The sequence below is a fragment of the Pseudoalteromonas sp. SG43-3 genome, from assembly GCF_014164385.1.
Lineage (GTDB): Bacteria > Pseudomonadota > Gammaproteobacteria > Enterobacterales > Alteromonadaceae > Pseudoalteromonas > Pseudoalteromonas distincta.
Genome location: NZ_JACJFC010000026.1, coordinates 24,238 through 44,088, shown reverse-complemented (window position 1 = coordinate 44,088; position 19,851 = coordinate 24,238). Strand labels below are relative to the sequence as shown.

The following is a 19,851-nucleotide window of genomic DNA, read 5'->3' as shown; positions in this document are numbered from 1 at the left end:
ATGAAGTATGTTGATTAAACTCTTATGCTAAAACATGTATGTACATTAGATAAACGTATTTTAGTGTACTTTTTTATTGCTGTTAGTTGCTTAACAGCAATGCCAAGTGCCGCAAAAAACATACATACGTTTGTTTATATACCTGCCGGTTCTCTCAGTGACAGCTTAAGAGAAGTAGCAAATGCATATGCAGTCTCTTTTAGTAGTAACCCTTCCCTTATCGACGACAAAACTACATCCACCTTAATTGGCGATCATACACTTGCTCAAGCACTAGATTTTTTATTAATAGGCAGCGAGTTAACATATAAAATTCAAGACAAGGGTTTTGTTATTTTTCAACAAAAAATAACGACCAATAAAGAAACACTTGAAGAAATAACAGTAAAGGGTATCCGCTATTCGTTGGCTCGCTCACGAAACTTAAAACACAATAATAAAACGATTAGCGAAGCCATTTCTGCACAAGATATTACCGACATTCCCAATACTAACTTGGCTGAAGCCTTACAGTATATTCCGGGTGTAGCCATTACTCGCGAAGCAGGCGAAGGTCGCCAAGTATCAATACGTGGCAGTTATCCTGATTTTAGTTTGGTAACACTCAACGGTATGCCTGTATTGGCAAATAATGATTCACCAATGGATAGTCGAGTGCAAAAACAGCGCGATCGTTCTTTCGACTTCAATATTTTACCTGCCGAACTATTTAAACAAATTCATGTAATTAAAGCCTATTCTGCCGACAAAATTGCAGGTGGAATATCTGGCACTATGGCACTGCAAACTATAAACCCCTTAGATAATGAAGGATTTAAATTTATTATTACACCAGAAGTCGGCTACAACGACTATGTGGGTACAGGCGCAAAACGCTATTCAAGCTTAATTTCTAACACGTGGAATAATTGGGGGGTACTTGCAAGCGTTGCGTACACAAACAGAGAATCGTTAGAGCAAGGCGCTAATACATTTCGCTGGCGAAATATTGCCATAGAAGGCGCTGATCTCTCGGCGTTAACTCAATCACAAGCTCAGCATTTAACTCAAGGCGATTATATAATCCCTCGCGGTAATCGCTACTCGGTATGGCAAGCAACCCAGCAGCGATTTGGGGCAAACCTATCTGTAGAGTATAAAAACGAAACCACGCATTTTGATTTTGATATGCTCTCAGGTTTTTTAAAAGGAGAGCGGCATGAATATCATTTATACCCAAGGGGGGATCAGTCTACGCCTATAATTAAAGGGCTAACAACAGTGACAGACATTCAAGCTAATGAAAATAATGAGCTTGTGTATGCACGTTATGAAAATGCACGAGTGGCAACCGAAAGCCGAACTCAAAAAATAAATACGGCATATCAGCAAGGCGTGCTGTCATTTTCCCAGCAACTAGATAAAAATTGGAAAATAAACGCCATATTAGGAAACGAGCGCTCAAAGTATGACATTCCTTACAGCAATAAAATTTATACCCAAGGTATAAGTGACGTTACGATTGATTACCGTAAAACGCCATTTTATGCCGATATTAAGTACAGTGAAAATTTAAAAAATCCGACAATGTGGCAAATGCATCATGGTGATATAGAGCAATATAATTCAAATAGTGAGTACACGTTTGCAAAGTTAGATTTTCAATATGACGTTAATAGTTTAATAACTCTTCAATTTGGGGCTGATTGGACGCTGTTTGAAAATGAAATGAATAACGCACAGCAAAACGATATTTTTTTTAATGAAATAGCCGATACACCACAACAGTTAACTGACCTTCCTGTATCGTATGTTTCATCGCAAATTGCACATAAAAAACAGCAGTGGTTAAAAATAAACACTAATGAGGCACTTAAGCTTTATGGCATTGACCCATTTAATGTACAAACCAATAATTTTTTAATCACGACCAAAGCAGAACATATAAAGGAATATAGCAGAGGCGCTTATACTCTATTAAGTACAGAGCAAGAAAAATGGGAGGCTCATATTGGTGTGCGTTACCAATCAGAATCTATAACATCTTACACTCAAGCGCCCTACTCCCCTATTTTGTATAACTTATGGTTGCCAACGTTTAATGGCTCATATTTTATCAACGATAATTGGCGATTTCGTGCAGGACTTTCTAAAAACTATTCAAAACCATTACTAAATTCACTCAATTTTGATGGCTCAAACGATACCCCCAATAGTACAAAATACATATTTAACTCAAATCTAAAACCTTACTTATCTTATAATAGCGATATTTCCTTAGAGGCTGATTTTAGTAGTCGCAGTTCGTTTAACATATCACTTTTTTATAAAGATCTAGAGGATTACATAGTCACAACACAAGCGCCTTTATTTGAAGATTCGCCGCCTACAACCTCCGATAGTCAATTACTTTGGCTAAGTAATGCAGAAACGGCCTATCAGTGGGGAGCCGAGGTAAGTTTAAACTACTTAATACATAATTCTGATTGGGGCATTAATATACAAGCGGCTTATAATAAAGGTAAAGTCACCTATTATGACTCAAATAGTGGCACTGCTTTATTTAAAAAAAACCTGCCTTTTTTATCTAAAATTACCGCATCTAGTATGATTTTTTACGACCACCCTAAATTCAATTTTAAACTCGGCGCTATTTTTAGAGATAAATATTTAGTGCGTGCTGGGAGCCTTTTACTCGATGAAAACGAAACCGGATTTATGCCGACCACCTATTGGGATGCAAGTGTAAATTATTATTTTTCTAATTATTGGAAACTTAAATTTAGCGCATTTAATCTCAGTAATGAACAAGAGCGACAATACAGTAATTCAACCCTCAGAGCTTACAACTCAACCACAAGTGGACGTACCTTTTACTTAGGGTTGAGTTATCAGTATTAAATGATTTTTCCTGTTTTTAAATCAACGCGGAAATTCTCCCCCTGGGTATGTTGACTAAATTTTGCCATTACTTTTATTAACAGGGCTAAGTATTGCTGTATTTGCGTATCTGTTTTACATGTCGATTGTGCTAAAAAAGTATTTAGTTGTTGATAAGTAACACGCTTTTGAGGTGTTATATCTGCTGTTACATCACCATTTCTTAATAAATAAAAATCTTGAAGCCATTCTTTTGTCGATACAGCTTCAAGCTGAGAGAGCAAATTAGGCGGTGCTTCATTTAAACATTGCATATTTGTAAACCAATCGGCTAAATGATGATTGTCATTTAACCATGCCACTAAATTTTTAGGCCAATCGCGTTTTAAAAAACGCTGTTTAATCAGCCCAAATAAATGTTGCTTGGTAAAATCACCATAACTCTTTGAGTTCAAAATAGTGCGGTCAAAATTACTAAGATTATGCAAGTTACGATACTGCCATTCCTTTTCATATAAACTAAATAAGTTATTAAAACCCGGCACATCGTCTAATGTATGAGTACTAATAAGCGCGGTTTGCTTAGCTAAATTTAGCTCTACAACTTTATAGGCCGCTTTGTAAGCAGCTAAACTTGGCACTTGCACATTAACTAACTGGGAGTGCTGATTACTGGTTATCAGCGCCGTATCATTTAAATGCATATGCCCTGCAAAATGGAGCGTTAACCCTGTATCTGCCAGTATTTTTGCTGTACGTGGTGTTGGCACTCTTGGTAGAGAAAAATGACCACGGCTAAACACTTTATGTAATTCGTCATTTGCATTGTCGTAAAACTCCCCCATTGGAAAGTGACTAAATGCAACCAGTGTTTTATTTCGTGCTTTGGCTCTTTTTACAACGGTTTTTATCCACTTTAACAATAAAGGCTTTGCATCAATTAAAGCATTATAGCCGGCATCAGACGACCCTTTAAAAGTGAGCGGTGAGTTTTGCCATTGCGGTACATACACATTGGCATCTATTGCCATTAACCAAACACCTTTTATGGGCTCAACTAAGTAGCTCGCATCTGGCATCGTTATACAATGATTAACATCATTAGGGTCACACCATATAAACTCTCGGTTTTTATAAGGTGTTTCATATAGCACGTCACTTTTATGTTTGCTAAATCCAAAGTCATTGAGTGTGCTTAGTATTTCAGCGTATCCCCAGTTTTTTAAACCATCATCACATACTTCCAGCTTAGCCATACACTTTTCATGTTGATAACTATAAACGCCAAACTCTTTACCTTGAGCCGTTAAGAAGTCAGCTTTACCTGCCGGAGTTGTAAATGGCTTTACGGGATCGTGATTACCCGGTATCGCAAAAAAACGCATTCCATATTTCTTTTCATAATGACCTAAAATACGCGCCAGTGCCCGCACATTAATAGGTTGACCATCATCAGTAAAATCGCCAGGTAAGGCGACTAGTTTTATTTTTTTTTCGGCTAATTCATCTAATACATGTAAAAAAACAAAATAATTTTCATTAAAAAGACGTGTTGAATGAAGCTGGGCAAGCATACTACGCACTAGTAATGGTTGCTTTGAGGTAACGTCCTTTGGTAGTTCTATATTATCTACGTCATGTAAATTAGCAAAAATATCATGTAGATGAATATCAGCTAAAAATGCCACTTTAACCGTCTCCATCTGCGACGCACTTTTAACCTCAAAGTACTCAATAGCACTTACTTTGCATGTAATACATAACCCAATCCATAGTGCTAACCATAGTACTTTGACTCTAATCATGATGGCTTTATCCCGTTTTTATTTCACTCATTATTTAGAGCGAGGTAATGGATAAAAGGGGACATAAAATTTTATAAACATGCTTTTCTATTATGAAACTTTTATTAAATGCATATTTTTGTGTCCCCTAATTTATAAATGCTCGCTCTTAGATAGCAAACTCAACAATTGAGACGTGCTATGCCATTTTTTATTTTTATTATTTTTGCAGGTTATGTAAGCAGTGTTAGCGCTAAGCCATTAAACACCCTGCAAATGATTGGCTCACATAACAGCTATAAAAAAACATTAAACGTAAGCGTTAAACATAAATTAAATGATTTAAGCCCCAAGCTAATGGACCGTATTGATTACGGTCATTCATCTATTATTAAACAGTTAAATAGCGGTGTTCGCCATTTAGAAATTGACGTTTTAAAAGACCCTAATGGGGGTTTATACATAAAACCTTGGGCTAATACTTTTGCAACAACGCCTTTGTTTAATGAGTTAGAAAAAAAGCAATTAGCTACTCCTGGATTTAAAGTAATGCACATTCCCGACATTGATGTGCAAAGCCATTGTGTGTTGTTTAGTGGCTGTTTGAATACATTGAAAGCATGGTCAGAGGCAAATCCGCAGCACTTTCCAATTGTTGTAATGCTCAATGTAAAAGAAACACGCTCTGATTTAATTTTAGGAACCCAGCCACTTAAATTTACACCGAAAGATTATTATTTACTCGATGAAGTAATTCAAAAATCGTTACCTAGCTTATTATTCACGCCAGATGATTTACGCAAAACGCCATTATCTTTAAACCAAACAGTCATTAAGTTTGGGTGGCCAAGTACACGTGCCTTAGCAGGTAAGTTCATATTCTTATTTGATGGCAATACACAACAATCCGCACTTTATAAACAAAATAGGCCTTCGTTAAAAGGGGCTAGCATGTTTGCCCATTATGATGAAAACCACCCCGAAGCTGCTTTTATGATTGTGAACAACCCTATACGCGACTTTTATAAAATTCAGCAACTTGTATTAAAAGGCTTCATGGTGCGTACCCGCGCAGATGCAAATTTAAGTGCCACTAATTCGCAACGAACAATGCAGTTTAATGCTGCAAAAAATAGCGGCGCACAAGTAATTTCAACCGATTTTATACCCGGCTCGCCACAGCAGGCGCGCTTTAACTATGTGGTGCAATTTGACGAAGGTCATTTAGTGCGCACAAACCCTTTTATTAATAATCAACTTTAAATTAAAAACCAAGGAAGCATCATGTTGAACAAACCATCTCGTACGCTTTTAGCAACGGCTATAATGAGTTCATTAGGCGCGTCTAATTATGTGTATGCAGAACAATCTGCGCAAACAGAAGTGGAAGAAATTGTTGTACAGGGTTATCGCAACAGTTTGTTAAAAGCAAAAGATTTAAAACGAAATGCTGTGGGCGCACAAGATTCTATTGTGGCTGAAGATATTGCAGATTTTCCCGATCTAAATCTAGCAGACTCACTACAACGTGTACCTGGCATTGCCATAACTCGAGAGGGCGGCGAAGGCCGACAAATTTCGTTACGAGGCTTGGGTCCAAACTTTACACAAGTACAACTCAACGGTATGGAAGCTTTAGGTACATCGTCTTCAGCAATGGATAGCCGAGGTTCCGTAAGTCGCTCTCGCGCTTTTGATTTTAATATATTTGCTTCTGAGTTATTTCAACGCGTTGATGTGAAAAAATCATTTTCAGCCGAAATGGATGAAGGCGGCATAGGCGGCACTGTTGGGCTTCATACAGCTAAACCATTTGATTTTGATGGTTTTAATACTGCTCTATCAGGTCAACTTGGCGACAACTCACAAACCGATGATGTTAGCCCACGAGTTGCAGCGCTTATCTCAAATACATGGGATGATAAACTTGGTGCATTATTTTCAATTGCATACAGCAAACGTGATGTAAATGAGCAAGGTTACAATACTTATCGCTGGCGCAAAAAAAATGCATCAGGCTCAGATATATCTGAACTATCAGATGAATTACAAGATAATATTAACAACGAAGAAGTGAGCTTTTCACGTGGTAGCCGCTATTCATTATTTGAAAACGAACAGGAACGTTTAGGGACGACCCTTGCTCTGCAATATCGCCCAAATAATAACCTTGAATTTAGTTTTGATGCTTTATATGGTGAACTGAATAATGATCGCAGTGAATACCACTTACAAAACCGAGGCTCAAGCTCAACAGCTCTTGGCTGTACAGGCCCTGCTTATAACAACGAGCAGGTATGCTCAAAGCTCACAGCACTTGAAATAAATGAAAATAACGACGCTATTTACTCAGTATACGAAGATGCCGCAATACACTCAGAAAGCCGCAGCCAATATGCAGACACTAAAATAAGTCAATTTGTATTAAAAAGTGACTGGCAAATTACAAACGATTTAAATATGACCGCTCTCGTGGGGCGCTCAGAAACCAAATTTAATACAGGCAGTGTTAAAGTTTACCTAGAAACATTTGGCGATGAAACTATTGATTATCGCAAGGATGCTTATTATGGGGAAAATACATACGGGTTTGATCCTACTGACAGTAGTTTGTTCCGCTATCACGAAATTGATATATCTGAAGAAGAAATCACCAATACATTTGATTCTATAAAATTAGATTTTAATTACACGCTTAACAATACTTCAAATATAAAGTTCGGTGTATCTAATAAAAAGTTTGAAAGTGAAAACGGTGAAACTAAATCTGATAACGTTAACCGCAGCGATTGGGAAAATGGCGTACTGGATGACACGGTAGATTCAAGCCTTACATTTACCAATAACGCGCACAATAAACAACAATGGGTAAGTGTTGATGTACTAGGCACTCTAGCGAGTATGAATATCGACCCTAATTTAAATAACCCTGATTTTACCGATAACGTACAAGAAAAAACCTTTGGCGCTTATTTGCAGTACGAAGCTGAATGGGAGCTAGGCTCAGGTTACTTAATGGGTAATGCGGGCGTGCGTCATTACGATACGACTACCAATGCTATAGGGTTAATAAATGGAGAAGTAGTTGACGTTGAAAATACCTATTCAGGGTTACTACCCGCTATAAATTTAGTGTGGGATAGTAATAGCAGTTTAGTGCTACGTGCAAGCTATGGCGAAAATCTCACCCGCCCTTCGCTCGGTGCATTAGTGCCAACAGGTGTAGTACAAAATGATGCCACATCAACCAATGGCCTTAGTATCAGCTCAGGAAACCCAAACCTTAAACCCTACGAATCAGTTAACTTCGACTTTTCAGTCGAGTACTATTTTGAAAACATTGGGTATGCGGCCGTAAGTTACTTTCATAAATCTATCGATAACTTCATTATCACCGAAACATATGATATCCCATACAGCCAGACTGGCTACCCAGTTAGTTTATTAGGCGACGTAGACGAAAGCGGTAATCCGCAAACAGCAAATACTGTTTTTACTGTTATTCAGCCTCAAAACTTAGATGAAAGTGATATTAGTGGCTGGGAACTGGCCTTTCAACGAGATCTCGACTTTTTACCTGCCCCGTTTAATAACTTAGGTGTTATTGCTAATTATACATTTGCTGATGGTGAAGCACTGTACCGTAATGTAGGTAATTCAGGTATTGATCAGTATAAATCATTCCCAGGACTTTCAGAACACTCTGGTAACTTTACAGTATATTACGATTCTGACTCATGGGGCGCACGTGTTGCAGCCGCTTATAGAAGTGACTATATTGCAGCGGTACAAGCGGGTAACGGCGATGAAGACGAAAACGGTTTTCATGCCAGTACATACATAGATGCATCAGCATTTTATCAGGTTAATGAAAAGCTAAAGCTCACTATAGAAGCCAGTAATTTGACTAATGAACGAGAAGAGCAATATTCAGACTCCAATGATCGTTTATACAACACAACGATTAATGGCCGTACTGTTTATTTAGGTGCAAGTTATCGTTTCTAAATTATAAAAATGAGGCTCTACTTTTGTGTAGAGCCTCTCATTATTCTTTAGGGATTCATCAAAAAAGACGAATTATAAAAATGATCACTTAATTAAGCGAATTTATATAGAGCACTCGATGTAAATCACTATTTGTAAATCTACTTTCAACGGCTCTAACAAGAACGATTTAAAACTACTTTTAATTTATTTAGATGAACAGATTGAGTTACGTTATTTACCAGTCCCCCTTATTTAAGAGTTATTAAATTAAAATCACATAAAATTTGATTGCCTAATTTCAGTTCTCCCCCCTTTAATCTCTAATGAAATTTTAAAGCGTCGCTGTTAATATTGCCTACATCCTAAACAATAAAGTAGTTCTGATGGCAGCTAGTTATTCTCTCGATGATTTACGTTACTTTTGCACCATAGTAAAACTAGGTAGCTTTAAAAAAGCATCAGCAAATCTTGATATGTCACTATCAACCTTAAGCCGCAGAATACGTCTATTAGAGCAAGCTCTTCAATTAACGCTACTCAATCGAGATGCTCATAGAGTAACGCTTACGCATACTGGTGAGTTATATTACGACCGCTATCGCAAGTTATTTAACGAAGTAGAGTGTATAGAACAAGCACTTTGTGATGAAAAAGACCAACCTAAAGGGAAAATTAGGATCTGTGCCCCCATTTACATGGGTAAACATTTTTTAAGTCCTATTTTTTGTGATTTTTTACTGCAGTATCCCGATATTCAACTAGATTTACGCTTTTCAAATAACCTTATTGATATTGAAAAAGAAGGGATTGATATAGCATTTAGAGTAAGAAAACCTGCCATTGATAATTGGGTTATTAGAGAGCTTAAACTTATTCATAATGTGCTTTGTGCTCACCCAGACCATGATTATCAATCCATCACTCATCCTAAACAATTAGAGCAGCACCCAAAAATTGCGTGCGTTGGGTTGGTTCCGTGGCAATTAAACAATCAGCCAACGAGCGAAGAGTACAGTTTTAATCCAAACACGCATGTCCGGTTAGAAGTTGATGAAATTCAAATGATGAAACAAGCCGTTGAGTCTGGTGTAGGCATTAGCTACATTCCTGATTATATAGCATTGCCACTTATTAAAGCCGGAAAGCTTAAACGCATTCTTCCTGATTGGCAAAGCAAAGGGCAGCCATTTTCTATGCTTTATCGCGACAGAAAACAAATCCCTTATCGAGTGCGTTTACTCATAGAGCATACACTGCAACACTTTACTAATATGTAGCAGTGTATACTTTTTACAGCAAAGTGATTAAGCTCATTCGTCTTTTAAAAACTAAGCCTTAGTACAATTACACCTAAAAATGCCGTTGTTAATCCTATCACTTCTTGGCGTGTAAAAGACTCTTTTAGGATGATGCGTGAGTACAACAAAATAATTAAAATATTCATACCTGAAATCGCTGAAACTAGCCCTGTATTACCAATAGCAAAAGCCGATATTATTGCAACCATGCCAGCCACATTAGTTAAACCAATAAGTAACCCGCACGAAAATGTTTTACCAGCAGACCAATACGCTTGAGAAGCGCCTTGCTCTGCTAACATTTTTTTGCGCTTTACTAACCAACTAATAGCAAAGAGAAAACTACCAAACCCGAACATCGACGTTAAAGTGGCGAATGTATCTGCCTCAAGGAGTGTTGATTGCTTACCCATTAAATCATTAAATGCAAAGGACAGAGCAGCCAGTAATCCCCATTGCGCACCTTGTAGGTTACTCAATGAGATATCGCTGGAGTAGCGAATAATATAAAGGCCGCCAAAAATAATAAAAAAGCCGATTAATTGAATAACGGTTAAGGTTTCTTGCCATAATAAAAAGGCAAACAAAAGGACAAATAAAGGCGTTAGCCCCGATAGAATACTAATTAAAGACGCCTTTCCGACTGAAAATCCTTTATGCAAAAATCCATTAGCCGCAAAAGATCCAAAGCCTAAAGCAAGCCCAACCGTAATATCTGCCCAGCCGTACCATGTATGTTCAAATATTACAGTACCTAACGCGCTGATTATGAACCCTACAAAAAAAACACCGAATAATAATAGATTACGGTTAATCTTTTTTTGCGACGTCCATTGGTACATTATCCCTCGAGCACCAAAAAAAACAGTTGCGAGTAATGCAAAAATTATCCACATACTAAAATGATTCCTTTAAAAACAACAATAGAGTATCTGTGCTGAGCGCTTTAACAACACGTGTTAAATTTGTAAGGCTAGTATATTTACTTTTTAAATTTTATAAATAAGCATTACTGGCAATATAGGTTTCATAAATGACATTTACATGAATGCAGGTAGGCAATTTTCGTAAAGGGCGTCATAGGCATAACTGCTCAGCTCCACTCTATAAATTATATAAGGTAATAAAATAGCTTTGAGCAGTTACTGAAGAGGCTAACTAGGTTGTTTAAATGGATTACGTGTATCTTGGTGATCCTCAAGATTACGCATTAAAATAGCGTGATCTAAGTTAATGCCGTTATCTAGCGGGATTTTTACAATGTGACCGGAGCCTTTAGCATCGCTAATACTTTCGCCTTTTTTGTTTTCCATATCTTCAAGCGTAAAAGTAAAGTTACCTTGTGGTGTCATAAGCTCTAAAGAGTGACCAGTACAAAATTTATTTTTAACGTCTATTTCAACTAATCCATTTTCGCAGCGCCCAAGTACTTCACCCACAAATTGCTGCTTAGTTGATACAGAGTGACCGTATTCATAGTTTTGATAATCTTGGTGGGCATGGCGTTTTAAAAAGCCTTCGGTATAACCACGATGCGCCAAGTTTTCTAATGTTTTAAATAAGCTAGTATCAAATGGTTTACCAGAAGCCGCATCATCTATTGCTTTACGATAAACTTGTGCAGTGCGCGCCACATAATAAAATGACTTAGTACGCCCTTCTATTTTTAAACTATGTACACCCATTTTTGTTAACTGCTCTACGTATTGCACAGCGCGTAAATCTTTGGAATTCATAATATACGTGCCGTGTTCATCCTCAAACGCAGGCATATACTCACCAGGGCGACCTTGTTCCTCTAGAATAAATACATCGTTGCTTGGCGCGCCTTCACCCAGTGTAGGAATCATCTGTTTGGGGTCAATTTTATGTACCATTTCGCCAGTTTCGTTCTCAACACCAGGTTTTACATCGTAATCCCAGCGACATGCATTAGTACACGTGCCTTGATTTGGATCGCGCTTATTTATGTAACCAGAGAGCAAGCAACGCCCCGAATACGCCATACACAGTGCGCCATGTACAAATACTTCAAGTTCGGTGTCTGAGCAGAGTGTGCGTATTTCGGTTATTTCTTCGAGCGACAGCTCTCTTGATAAAATAACCCGTTCGATCCCCTGCTTTGCCCAAAATTGTACACTCGCGTAATTTACCGCATTTGCCTGTACTGATAAGTGAATGGGCATCGCAGGCCATTTTTCACGAACAAGCGTAATTAAACCAGGGTCCGACATAATCAGCGCATCGGGCTGCATCGCAATAACTGGCTCTATATCACGTAAATACGATTTTACTTTCGCGTTATGCGGCGCAATATTAGACACCACATAAAACTTTTTATTTTGCGCATGCGCCTCACTAATGCCTATTTGCAGGGTCTCTAGGTCAAACTCATTATTACGCACACGCAAACTATAACGAGGCTGCCCCGCATAAACCGCATCTGCGCCATAAGCAAACGCGTAGCGCATGTTTTTTAAACTGCCTGCGGGGCATAATAATTCAGGAATAAAAGGCATTGAAGAAATAACGGGTAACATGTGCGCTCCATACATCGAACTGGGTTTAAACCAGTTGCATGAGTTTTACCAATTTGATTGAAAAATTAAGCATTAATCCAGTGAAATTGGTGTTATTGAAAAATACATAAACACAAGCGCAGCAGTATAAATATGGCTAATAACTTAAATTTGATCGAGATCATAAAACAGCAATCAAACTGGTTTTTAATAAAATTAGGATTTTTCACTTAAAACGCGTATAATTCGCGCCCGTTAATATTCACACTTTTACTTAAAATTATTGGAGCATAAAGATGGCTTTAGAGCGTACTTTCTCAATCGTAAAACCTGATGCAGTTGCTAAAAACCACATTGGCGCTATCTACAACCGTTTCGAAACTGCTGGTCTTAAAATCGTTGCAGCTAAAATGGTTCACCTTTCACAAGAGAAAGCTGAAGGTTTCTACGCAGAACATAGCGAACGTCCTTTCTTTGGCGCTTTAGTATCTTTCATGACATCTGGTCCAGTAATGGTTACAGTTCTTGAAGGCGAAAACGCTGTTCTTAAAAACCGTGAAATCATGGGTGCTACTAACCCTGCTGAAGCACTAGCTGGCACTTTACGTGCAGACTACGCTGATAGCATCGACGAAAACGCTGTTCACGGTTCTGATGCTGTTGAATCTGCTGCTCGCGAAATCGCGTACTTCTTCGCTGACGAAGAGCTTTGTTCACGTACTCGTTAATTCGAATTCGTTAACAAAATGAAAAGGGCTTTCGGGCCCTTTTTTAGTCATTACGCAAAGTATTCATAAGTGCATTTTTTGATATTTTACTTAATGATTAAAGTGAGTGAATTGTGTACAATTCGTCCTCGTAAATTTTTATCTCCACCGTCACCGATTGAGGTTGTTTCATGACCGAGCAAAAAAAGATTAACTTATTAGATTTAAACCGAGATGCAATGCGCGAGCTATTTGCATCGTTCGGTGAAAAGCCGTTTCGTAGTGACCAGGTGATGAAATGGATTTATCATTTTGGCGTAGATAACTTCGACGAAATGACTAACGTAAATAAAAAGCTTAAAGAAAAGCTTAAAGCTGAGTGCGAAATTGTAGCGCCAGAAATAACAGTTCGCCAACAAGCAAGCGACGGTACTATTAAGTACGCGCTTATTCTTGAAGGCGGCCAAGAAGTAGAAGCCGTTTGGATCCCTGAAAAAGAGCGCGCTACGTTATGTGTATCATCACAAGTAGGTTGTGCGCTTGAATGTACTTTTTGTTCTACTGCTCAACAAGGCTTTAACCGTAACTTAAAAGTATCTGAAATTATTGGCCAAGTTTGGCGTGTAGCTAAAGATATAGGCCTTGATGGTCATAGCGAAAAGCGCCCAGTGACTAATGTTGTAATGATGGGTATGGGCGAGCCTTTACTTAATCTTAAAAACGTAGTGCCAGCAATGGAACTAATGATGGACGATTGGGGCTTTGGTTTATCTAAGCGCCGCGTAACATTAAGTACTTCAGGCGTTGTACCTGCTCTTGATTTACTAAAAGAAAAAATTGACGTAGCACTGGCTATATCTCTTCACGCACCCGATAACGCACTGCGTGATATTTTAGTGCCTGTTAATAAAAAGTACCCTATTGAAGAGTTTTTAGCGGCGTGTCGTCGTTATATCGACGGTTCAAAAGCTAATAAAGACGTAACTGTTGAATACGTTATGCTTAATGGCATTAACGACAGCACTGATCAAGCGCATGCATTAGTACAAACGTTAAAAGGCACACCGTCTAAGGTAAACCTTATTCCGTTTAACCCGTTTCCGGGTAACGAGTACACACGCTCAAGTAATAGCCGTATCGACCGCTTTTCAAAAGTACTACAAGCTGCAGGTGTAACCTGTATTGTGCGCCGTACTCGCGGTGATGATATTGACGCAGCTTGCGGTCAGTTAGTCGGTGACGTAGTTGACCGTACTAAACGTTTAGCTAAAAAGAAAATCCGCGACGATAATGCGATTGCCGTTAATATCCACCAAGCATAATCTGTAACAGCCTTATATGAATAAACCATATAAGGCTGTTAAGTTGTTTATTTTTAAATAAATGATGCAAGAGTAAAGCTTTTAGGTAAGATAGGCGACATGGACTAAAAATAAAGAGATAAGGTAATGCGATCTATACTTGCTATAACACTATCAACACTTGCCCTAAGTGGCTGTGTGAGCGAAAGTAGTTATAACGGCAGTAATAAACCCGTCGTCGAAAATAAAGTTAATAATACTGGCGCAGCACGAACACGAATTGCTTTAGCCCTACAGTATTTAAAAACGGGTAATAATTCTCAAGCCAAATACAATTTAGAACGTGCAGCAGCATTTGCTCCTGACCTACCTGAAGTACATTACTCTCTTGCTTATTACTACCAACAAGTGGGCGAAAACCCGCTAGCTGATAAAGCCTACCAAAAAGCACTTGAAATCAAGCCAGACGATCCTAACACCCTCAATAACTACGGTGTGTTTTTATGTGGTATTGATGAATACGATCGTGCAACTGATCAATTTTTAAAAGCCATTGAAGTACCAAGTTATATTCGCGTTGCCGAAAGCTACGAAAATTTAGCCCTGTGTGCTATTGAATTTGATGACTTTGAAAATGCAGAAAGCTACTTTCAACAGGCACTTAATCACAGCTCTCAGCGTACATCTACATTAATTAGCTTAGCCGCACTGTATTACGCTAAAAGTGACTTGTACAAAGCCAGTGAACTTTTAAAACGCTATGAAAGTACGGGTCAAGTATCTTCTCGCGCATTAATGCTTAGCTATCTTGTAAAAAACCGAATGGGCAGAATTGAAGAAGCTGAAAAAATTTCCAACACTATTTTGCAAACTTACTCTACCAGCAACGAAGCCTATGCGTTAAAAGAGAAAAGAACACGTTTTAATGAGTTTGAAATACTGCGAGAAAAATACCGTAAAGCGCAGTTAAAAGAACTAAAAAATGACGCAAGCGGCGCGCACGTTAGTTCAAAACCAAAAATAAAAGTTATTAGAAAGAAACGTTCGCCAGAGGACGGTTCAACAAGCTTGGTAACAAACAACGAGCAAAAAACAGATAAAAAGCTCGCAACAGCAAATAACCAAGATGTAAATCCAGTTATAGCAAGAGAAGAGCAAGCTCAAGCATTGCCAAATACGCTCAGTACGCAAGCCGACGAAGCAACCGTAATAGCAAAACAAGTAACGACCCAAAAAGAAGAGGCTCCTAAAGTCGTCGCGCCAAGCAATCCTACCGATACATCGGCTGTTATGCTTGCACTTACTACTGAGCACGACTCTGCAGATTCTATAGTAGCAGCGCCTGAAAAAGCGCAACCTGTTTTAGAACCTCAAAAAGAAGTTATAGCAACAAAACAACCGGCTAAAGCCGATGACGAGGTAACAATAATCTCGTTTGGCGCACCTAAAACAGGCCAGTTTAATTCGCAGCAAACTAGTAACTACAGTAATTCTGCACCTGCAGTTACGAATCAAAAAAACAGTAGTGACGTGGTATTCTACGAAGCGACTAAAAATACAACCGTTTTTGAAAACAGCAACTATCAAAATAATGCTGATATTGAATTTAAAAGCTACGAAGCAGTGCAAAAAACTGAGCTTCCAATGCTTAATCCAAAAGTATCGCCTTTACGCGTGCCATTTCATGTAATTGCTGTTGGCGAAAACCTATTTAGCATTTCGGTGCGATACAATGTTAAACTACAAAAACTTCTGCAATGGAATGGTTTAAAAGAGTCGGATCGGGTAATGAATGGAAGTAAAATATACCTAAACGATCCTAATATTTATTACGAAATTAAAGCTGGTGATTCCCTTTACGATATAGCTACCCAGCGGCATGTATTAATTGATGAATTAATGCGATGGAATAAATTAAGTCCTGATATAGCATTAAAACCAGGGCATAGACTTTTACTAGTGGATCCAGACTCATACACATTATGAATGAAGAAAATACGCAAACACAGAGCGAACAGCCAACTGTAGGCCAAATACTAAAAAATCATAGAGAGCAAGCAAACGTTAGCATCGCAACTATTGCTGCACCGTTAAAGCTGTCTGAACTTCAAATTAAACGCCTTGAAAATGATGAATTTGCGTTACTAGGCCCTATCACTTTTGTTAAAGGCTATATAAAAAATTATTGCCGTGAATTAAAAGTCGATAGCGCACCTATATTAGCAATGATGCCGGCCCCACCAGAGCCGACCAAGCCCGCTAATATGCAAAGCTTTTCGCGCCGAACAGAAAAAGAAGCAAGCGACAGCCGTTTAATGTTTTTTAGTTATTTAATTTTAGCGATTGTTATTGGCTCATCTGCTTTATGGTTTTGGCAAAACGCCACCCCCATTGAAGAGCAAACCAGTAAAATAAACGTTGCCAACTCAATAATGAGTGAACGACAAGCAGCTCAACCCAGTATTTTACAGCAACAGCAACAAGCCGAAATTAACGACGAATCACTATTAGAATCAAAAGATACGCTTGAAACATCAACAAGCTCAGAAGCCGTTACAGAAACGGCTCCTATTACATCTAACAACGAAAGCCAAGAAGATGCTAGCAGTACAATTGTTATGAACTTTAACGGCGAAAGTTGGGTTGAAATTTACGATGGCGAAGGCGAAAAAATAGCATTCGGCGTTAAAAAAGCAGGCTACATTATGACCGTAAGCGGAACGCCTCCTTTTTCAGTTGTGCTTGGTAAGCATGACGCTGTAGACATTACTTTAAACGGCGAACCTGTAGATGTTTCTGCATTTCCTAAAAACCGTTTAGCCAAATTTACATTACCACTAGCAGAGTAGTCGCTATGTTTTCAGAATCCCCAATTAAACGCAGAAAATCCACCCGTATCAATGTAGGTAACGTCCCTATTGGTGACGGCGCCCCTATTGCTGTGCAATCAATGACCAATACCGACACCATGGATGTTGATGCAACCGTTGCACAAATTCAGGCAATACAAGATGCAGGTGCCGACATAGTGCGTGTATCAGTACCGACTATGGACGCAGCTGAAGCGTTTAAAAGTATTAAAGAACAAGTGACTATTCCGCTAGTAGCCGATATTCACTTTGATTACCGTATAGCCTTAAAAGTGGCAAAGTACGGCGTAGATTGTCTGCGCATAAACCCAGGTAATATAGGTAGCGAAGAGCGTATAAGAGCTGTGGTCGATTCTGCTCGCGAGTATAACATTCCTATTCGTATTGGTGTAAATGGCGGCTCACTTGAGCGCGACTTACAAGAAAAATACGGCGAGCCTACACCTGAAGCCTTATTAGAATCAGCAATGCGCCATGTAGATATATTACGCCGCCTTGATTTTGACCAATTTAAAATATCGGTAAAAGCATCAGACGTATTTTTAGCGGTAGGCGCCTATCGCTTACTCGCTAAAGAAATAGACCAACCACTGCATTTAGGTATTACCGAAGCGGGCGGCATGCGATCTGGCTCGGTTAAATCAGCCGTAGGTTTAGGTATGCTACTTGCCGAAGGTATTGGCGATACACTGCGAGTGTCGCTTGCAGCTGACCCTGTTCAAGAAATTAAAGTAGGTTTTGATATTTTAAAATCGCTGCGCATACGTTCGCGCGGTATTAACTTTATTGCCTGCCCAAGCTGTTCTCGTCAAGAGTTTGATGTAGTAAGCACCATGAACCAGCTAGAAGAGCGCCTTGAAGATATTATTGAGCCTGTATCGGTTTCGGTAATTGGTTGTGTTGTAAACGGCCCAGGTGAAGCCCTTGTGAGTGATATTGGCCTTGCCGGTGCAAACCGTCGCTCTGGCTTATATATTAATGGCGAACGCCAAAAAGCGCGCATTGATAACAACAACATTGTTGACCAGCTTGAAGGTTACGTGCGCGACTTCATTGCTCAAAAAGAGCAGCAAACACCTATCGATATTAAAATAGTCGAATAAATACCGTATAAAGCGCCAAACAGCGGTGTTTGGCGTTTACCTTTATGACCAGAACGCTATAATAGCGGGTCAATTTTTAGCATTCTTGTTGTGTAAGCATTTTTTATTACACATAAACAGCATTTAGGATTTATCAGTGGCAAAACAAATTCAGGCAGTTCGCGGTATGAACGATTGTCTGCCGGGCGATACACAAGTTTGGCAGAAAGTAGAAAGCATTTTACGCGAGACAGTAGCATCGTTCGGTTATCAAGAAATTCGTTTTCCTATTGTAGAGTCAACCGACTTATTTAAACGCTCTATTGGTGAAGTTACCGATATAGTAGAAAAAGAAATGTACACCTTTGCCGATCGCAATGGCGACTTATTAACACTTCGCCCAGAAGGCACCGCAGTATGCGTACGTGCTGGCAACCAAAATGGCTTACTATATAACCAAGAACAACGCCTTTGGTACATGGGTCCAATGTTTCGTCACGAACGTCCGCAAAAAGGTCGTTACCGTCAGTTTCACCAATTTGGCTTAGAAACATTTGGTATTGCCACAGCCGACATAGACGCAGAAGTTATTTTATTAACAGCGCAACTATGGGAAGCCTTTGGTATTACTGACCACGTTCGTTTAGAGCTAAATTCTTTAGGCTCTAACGAAGCGCGTGCAGATTACCGTGATGCGTTAGTAGCCTACCTTGAGCAACACATTGATGTGCTTGATGAAGACTCAAAACGTCGTATGTATTCAAACCCATTACGCGTACTTGATAGCAAGAACCCAGACGTACAAGCAATTTTAACTGATGCGCCTAAATTGTCTGAAAACTTAGACGCTGAATCAAAAGAACATTTTGAAAATTTATGTGAACGTTTAGACGCTGCTGGCGTCTCATATACGGTTAATGAAAAGTTAGTACGTGGTTTAGACTACTACAACCGTACCGTATTTGAATGGGTAACCGACAGCTTAGGCGCACAAGGCACAGTATGTGCTGGTGGTCGTTACGACGGCTTAGTTGAACAGCTTGGCGGCAAAGCAACGCCAGCAGTTGGTTTTGCAATGGGTCTAGAGCGATTAGTGTTATTACTACAAGCGCTTGAGTGTGTAGGTGACATTCGTCGTAATGCTGATGTATATTTAGCAGCAATGGGCGACAAAGCAAGCATTCAAGCTCCTGCAATTGCAGCGCAACTACGTAAAGACGTACCAGGTTTACGCGTTATGGTGCATGCGGGCGGCGGCAACTTTAAAAAACAATTAAAACGTGCTGATAAAAGCGATGCACTTGTTGCAGTGATTATTGGTGAAGATGAATTAGAAAAAGGCGTTGTGACCATCAAGTATTTACGCGAGCGTAAAGAACAAGTCACATTAGAATTAGAACAAGCTAAAGCGCTATTAGCTGAGCTTATTAACGGCTAAGCG

13 protein-coding genes are annotated in these 19,851 nt (G+C 39.1%); 10 read left to right on the top strand and 3 right to left on the bottom strand.

Annotated features, from left to right (window positions below):
* The first annotated feature begins 24 nt into the window (after positions 1–24).
* Complete coding sequence (locus H5157_RS18420) at positions 25–2,880, top strand: TonB-dependent receptor (protein ID WP_182725240.1); 2,856 nt, start codon at positions 25–27, stop codon at positions 2,878–2,880.
* Here H5157_RS18420 and H5157_RS18415 read toward each other — a convergent pair.
* Complete coding sequence (locus H5157_RS18415) at positions 2,877–4,664, bottom strand: metallophosphoesterase (protein WP_182725239.1); 1,788 nt, start codon at positions 4,662–4,664, stop codon at positions 2,877–2,879. The two genes, H5157_RS18420 and H5157_RS18415, sit on opposite strands and share 4 nt — an antisense overlap.
* Before the next feature lie 180 nt (positions 4,665–4,844).
* Between H5157_RS18415 and H5157_RS18410 the strand changes: the two genes are divergently transcribed.
* The 3 genes from H5157_RS18410 (at position 4,845) to H5157_RS18400 (ending at position 9,910) form a co-directional block, all read left to right on the top strand.
* The gene (locus tag H5157_RS18410) at positions 4,845–5,906 is read left to right on the top strand and encodes a Ca2+-dependent phosphoinositide-specific phospholipase C (RefSeq protein WP_182725238.1); all 1,062 of its coding nucleotides are present in this window, start codon (positions 4,845–4,847) and stop codon (positions 5,904–5,906) included.
* Positions 5,907–5,927: 21 nt separating this feature from the next.
* Entirely contained in the window at positions 5,928–8,651 is a 2,724-nt protein-coding gene (locus tag H5157_RS18405; RefSeq protein ID WP_182725237.1) for a TonB-dependent receptor, read from the top strand.
* A gap of 365 nt (positions 8,652–9,016) precedes the next feature.
* Entirely contained in the window at positions 9,017–9,910 is an 894-nt protein-coding gene (locus H5157_RS18400; protein ID WP_182725236.1) for a LysR family transcriptional regulator, read from the top strand.
* A gap of 44 nt (positions 9,911–9,954) precedes the next feature.
* Here H5157_RS18400 and H5157_RS18395 read toward each other — a convergent pair whose 3' ends face one another.
* Complete coding sequence (locus H5157_RS18395; RefSeq protein ID WP_182725235.1) at positions 9,955–10,827, bottom strand: DMT family transporter; 873 nt, start codon at positions 10,825–10,827, stop codon at positions 9,955–9,957.
* A gap of 258 nt (positions 10,828–11,085) precedes the next feature.
* Positions 11,086–12,471, bottom strand: a complete 1,386-nt coding sequence (gene yegQ, locus H5157_RS18390) for a tRNA 5-hydroxyuridine modification protein YegQ (RefSeq protein WP_182725234.1) — start codon at positions 12,469–12,471, stop codon at positions 11,086–11,088.
* A 275-nt stretch (positions 12,472–12,746) separates the two neighbouring features.
* Here yegQ and ndk point away from each other — a divergent pair, with 275 nt between their 5' ends.
* From ndk to hisS, 6 genes are all read left to right on the top strand, one after another.
* Positions 12,747–13,178, top strand: coding sequence for a nucleoside-diphosphate kinase (gene ndk, locus H5157_RS18385; RefSeq protein ID WP_002961288.1), 432 nt, complete (start codon positions 12,747–12,749; stop codon positions 13,176–13,178).
* Between the two features lie 170 nt (positions 13,179–13,348).
* A complete protein-coding gene (locus tag H5157_RS18380) occupies positions 13,349–14,479 on the top strand; it encodes a bifunctional tRNA (adenosine(37)-C2)-methyltransferase TrmG/ribosomal RNA large subunit methyltransferase RlmN (protein WP_002961289.1) in 1,131 nt (376 codons plus the stop codon).
* Positions 14,480–14,605: 126 nt separating this feature from the next.
* Positions 14,606–16,444: a type IV pilus biogenesis/stability protein PilW gene (pilW, locus tag H5157_RS18375; protein WP_182725233.1), complete on the top strand. Its 1,839-nt coding sequence runs from the start codon at positions 14,606–14,608 to the stop codon at positions 16,442–16,444.
* Positions 16,441–17,307 (top strand): RodZ domain-containing protein, encoded by an 867-nt coding sequence (locus H5157_RS18370; protein ID WP_002961292.1) that lies wholly within the window; start codon positions 16,441–16,443, stop codon positions 17,305–17,307. Before pilW ends, H5157_RS18370 begins: the two co-directional genes overlap by 4 nt.
* A 5-nt stretch (positions 17,308–17,312) precedes the next feature.
* Positions 17,313–18,431 (top strand): flavodoxin-dependent (E)-4-hydroxy-3-methylbut-2-enyl-diphosphate synthase, encoded by a 1,119-nt coding sequence (gene ispG / locus H5157_RS18365; RefSeq protein WP_154904108.1) that lies wholly within the window; start codon positions 17,313–17,315, stop codon positions 18,429–18,431.
* 136 nt (positions 18,432–18,567) lie between these two features.
* A complete protein-coding gene (gene hisS / locus H5157_RS18360; RefSeq protein ID WP_008168943.1) occupies positions 18,568–19,848 on the top strand; it encodes a histidine--tRNA ligase in 1,281 nt (426 codons plus the stop codon).
* Positions 19,849–19,851: the final 3 nt, after the last annotated feature.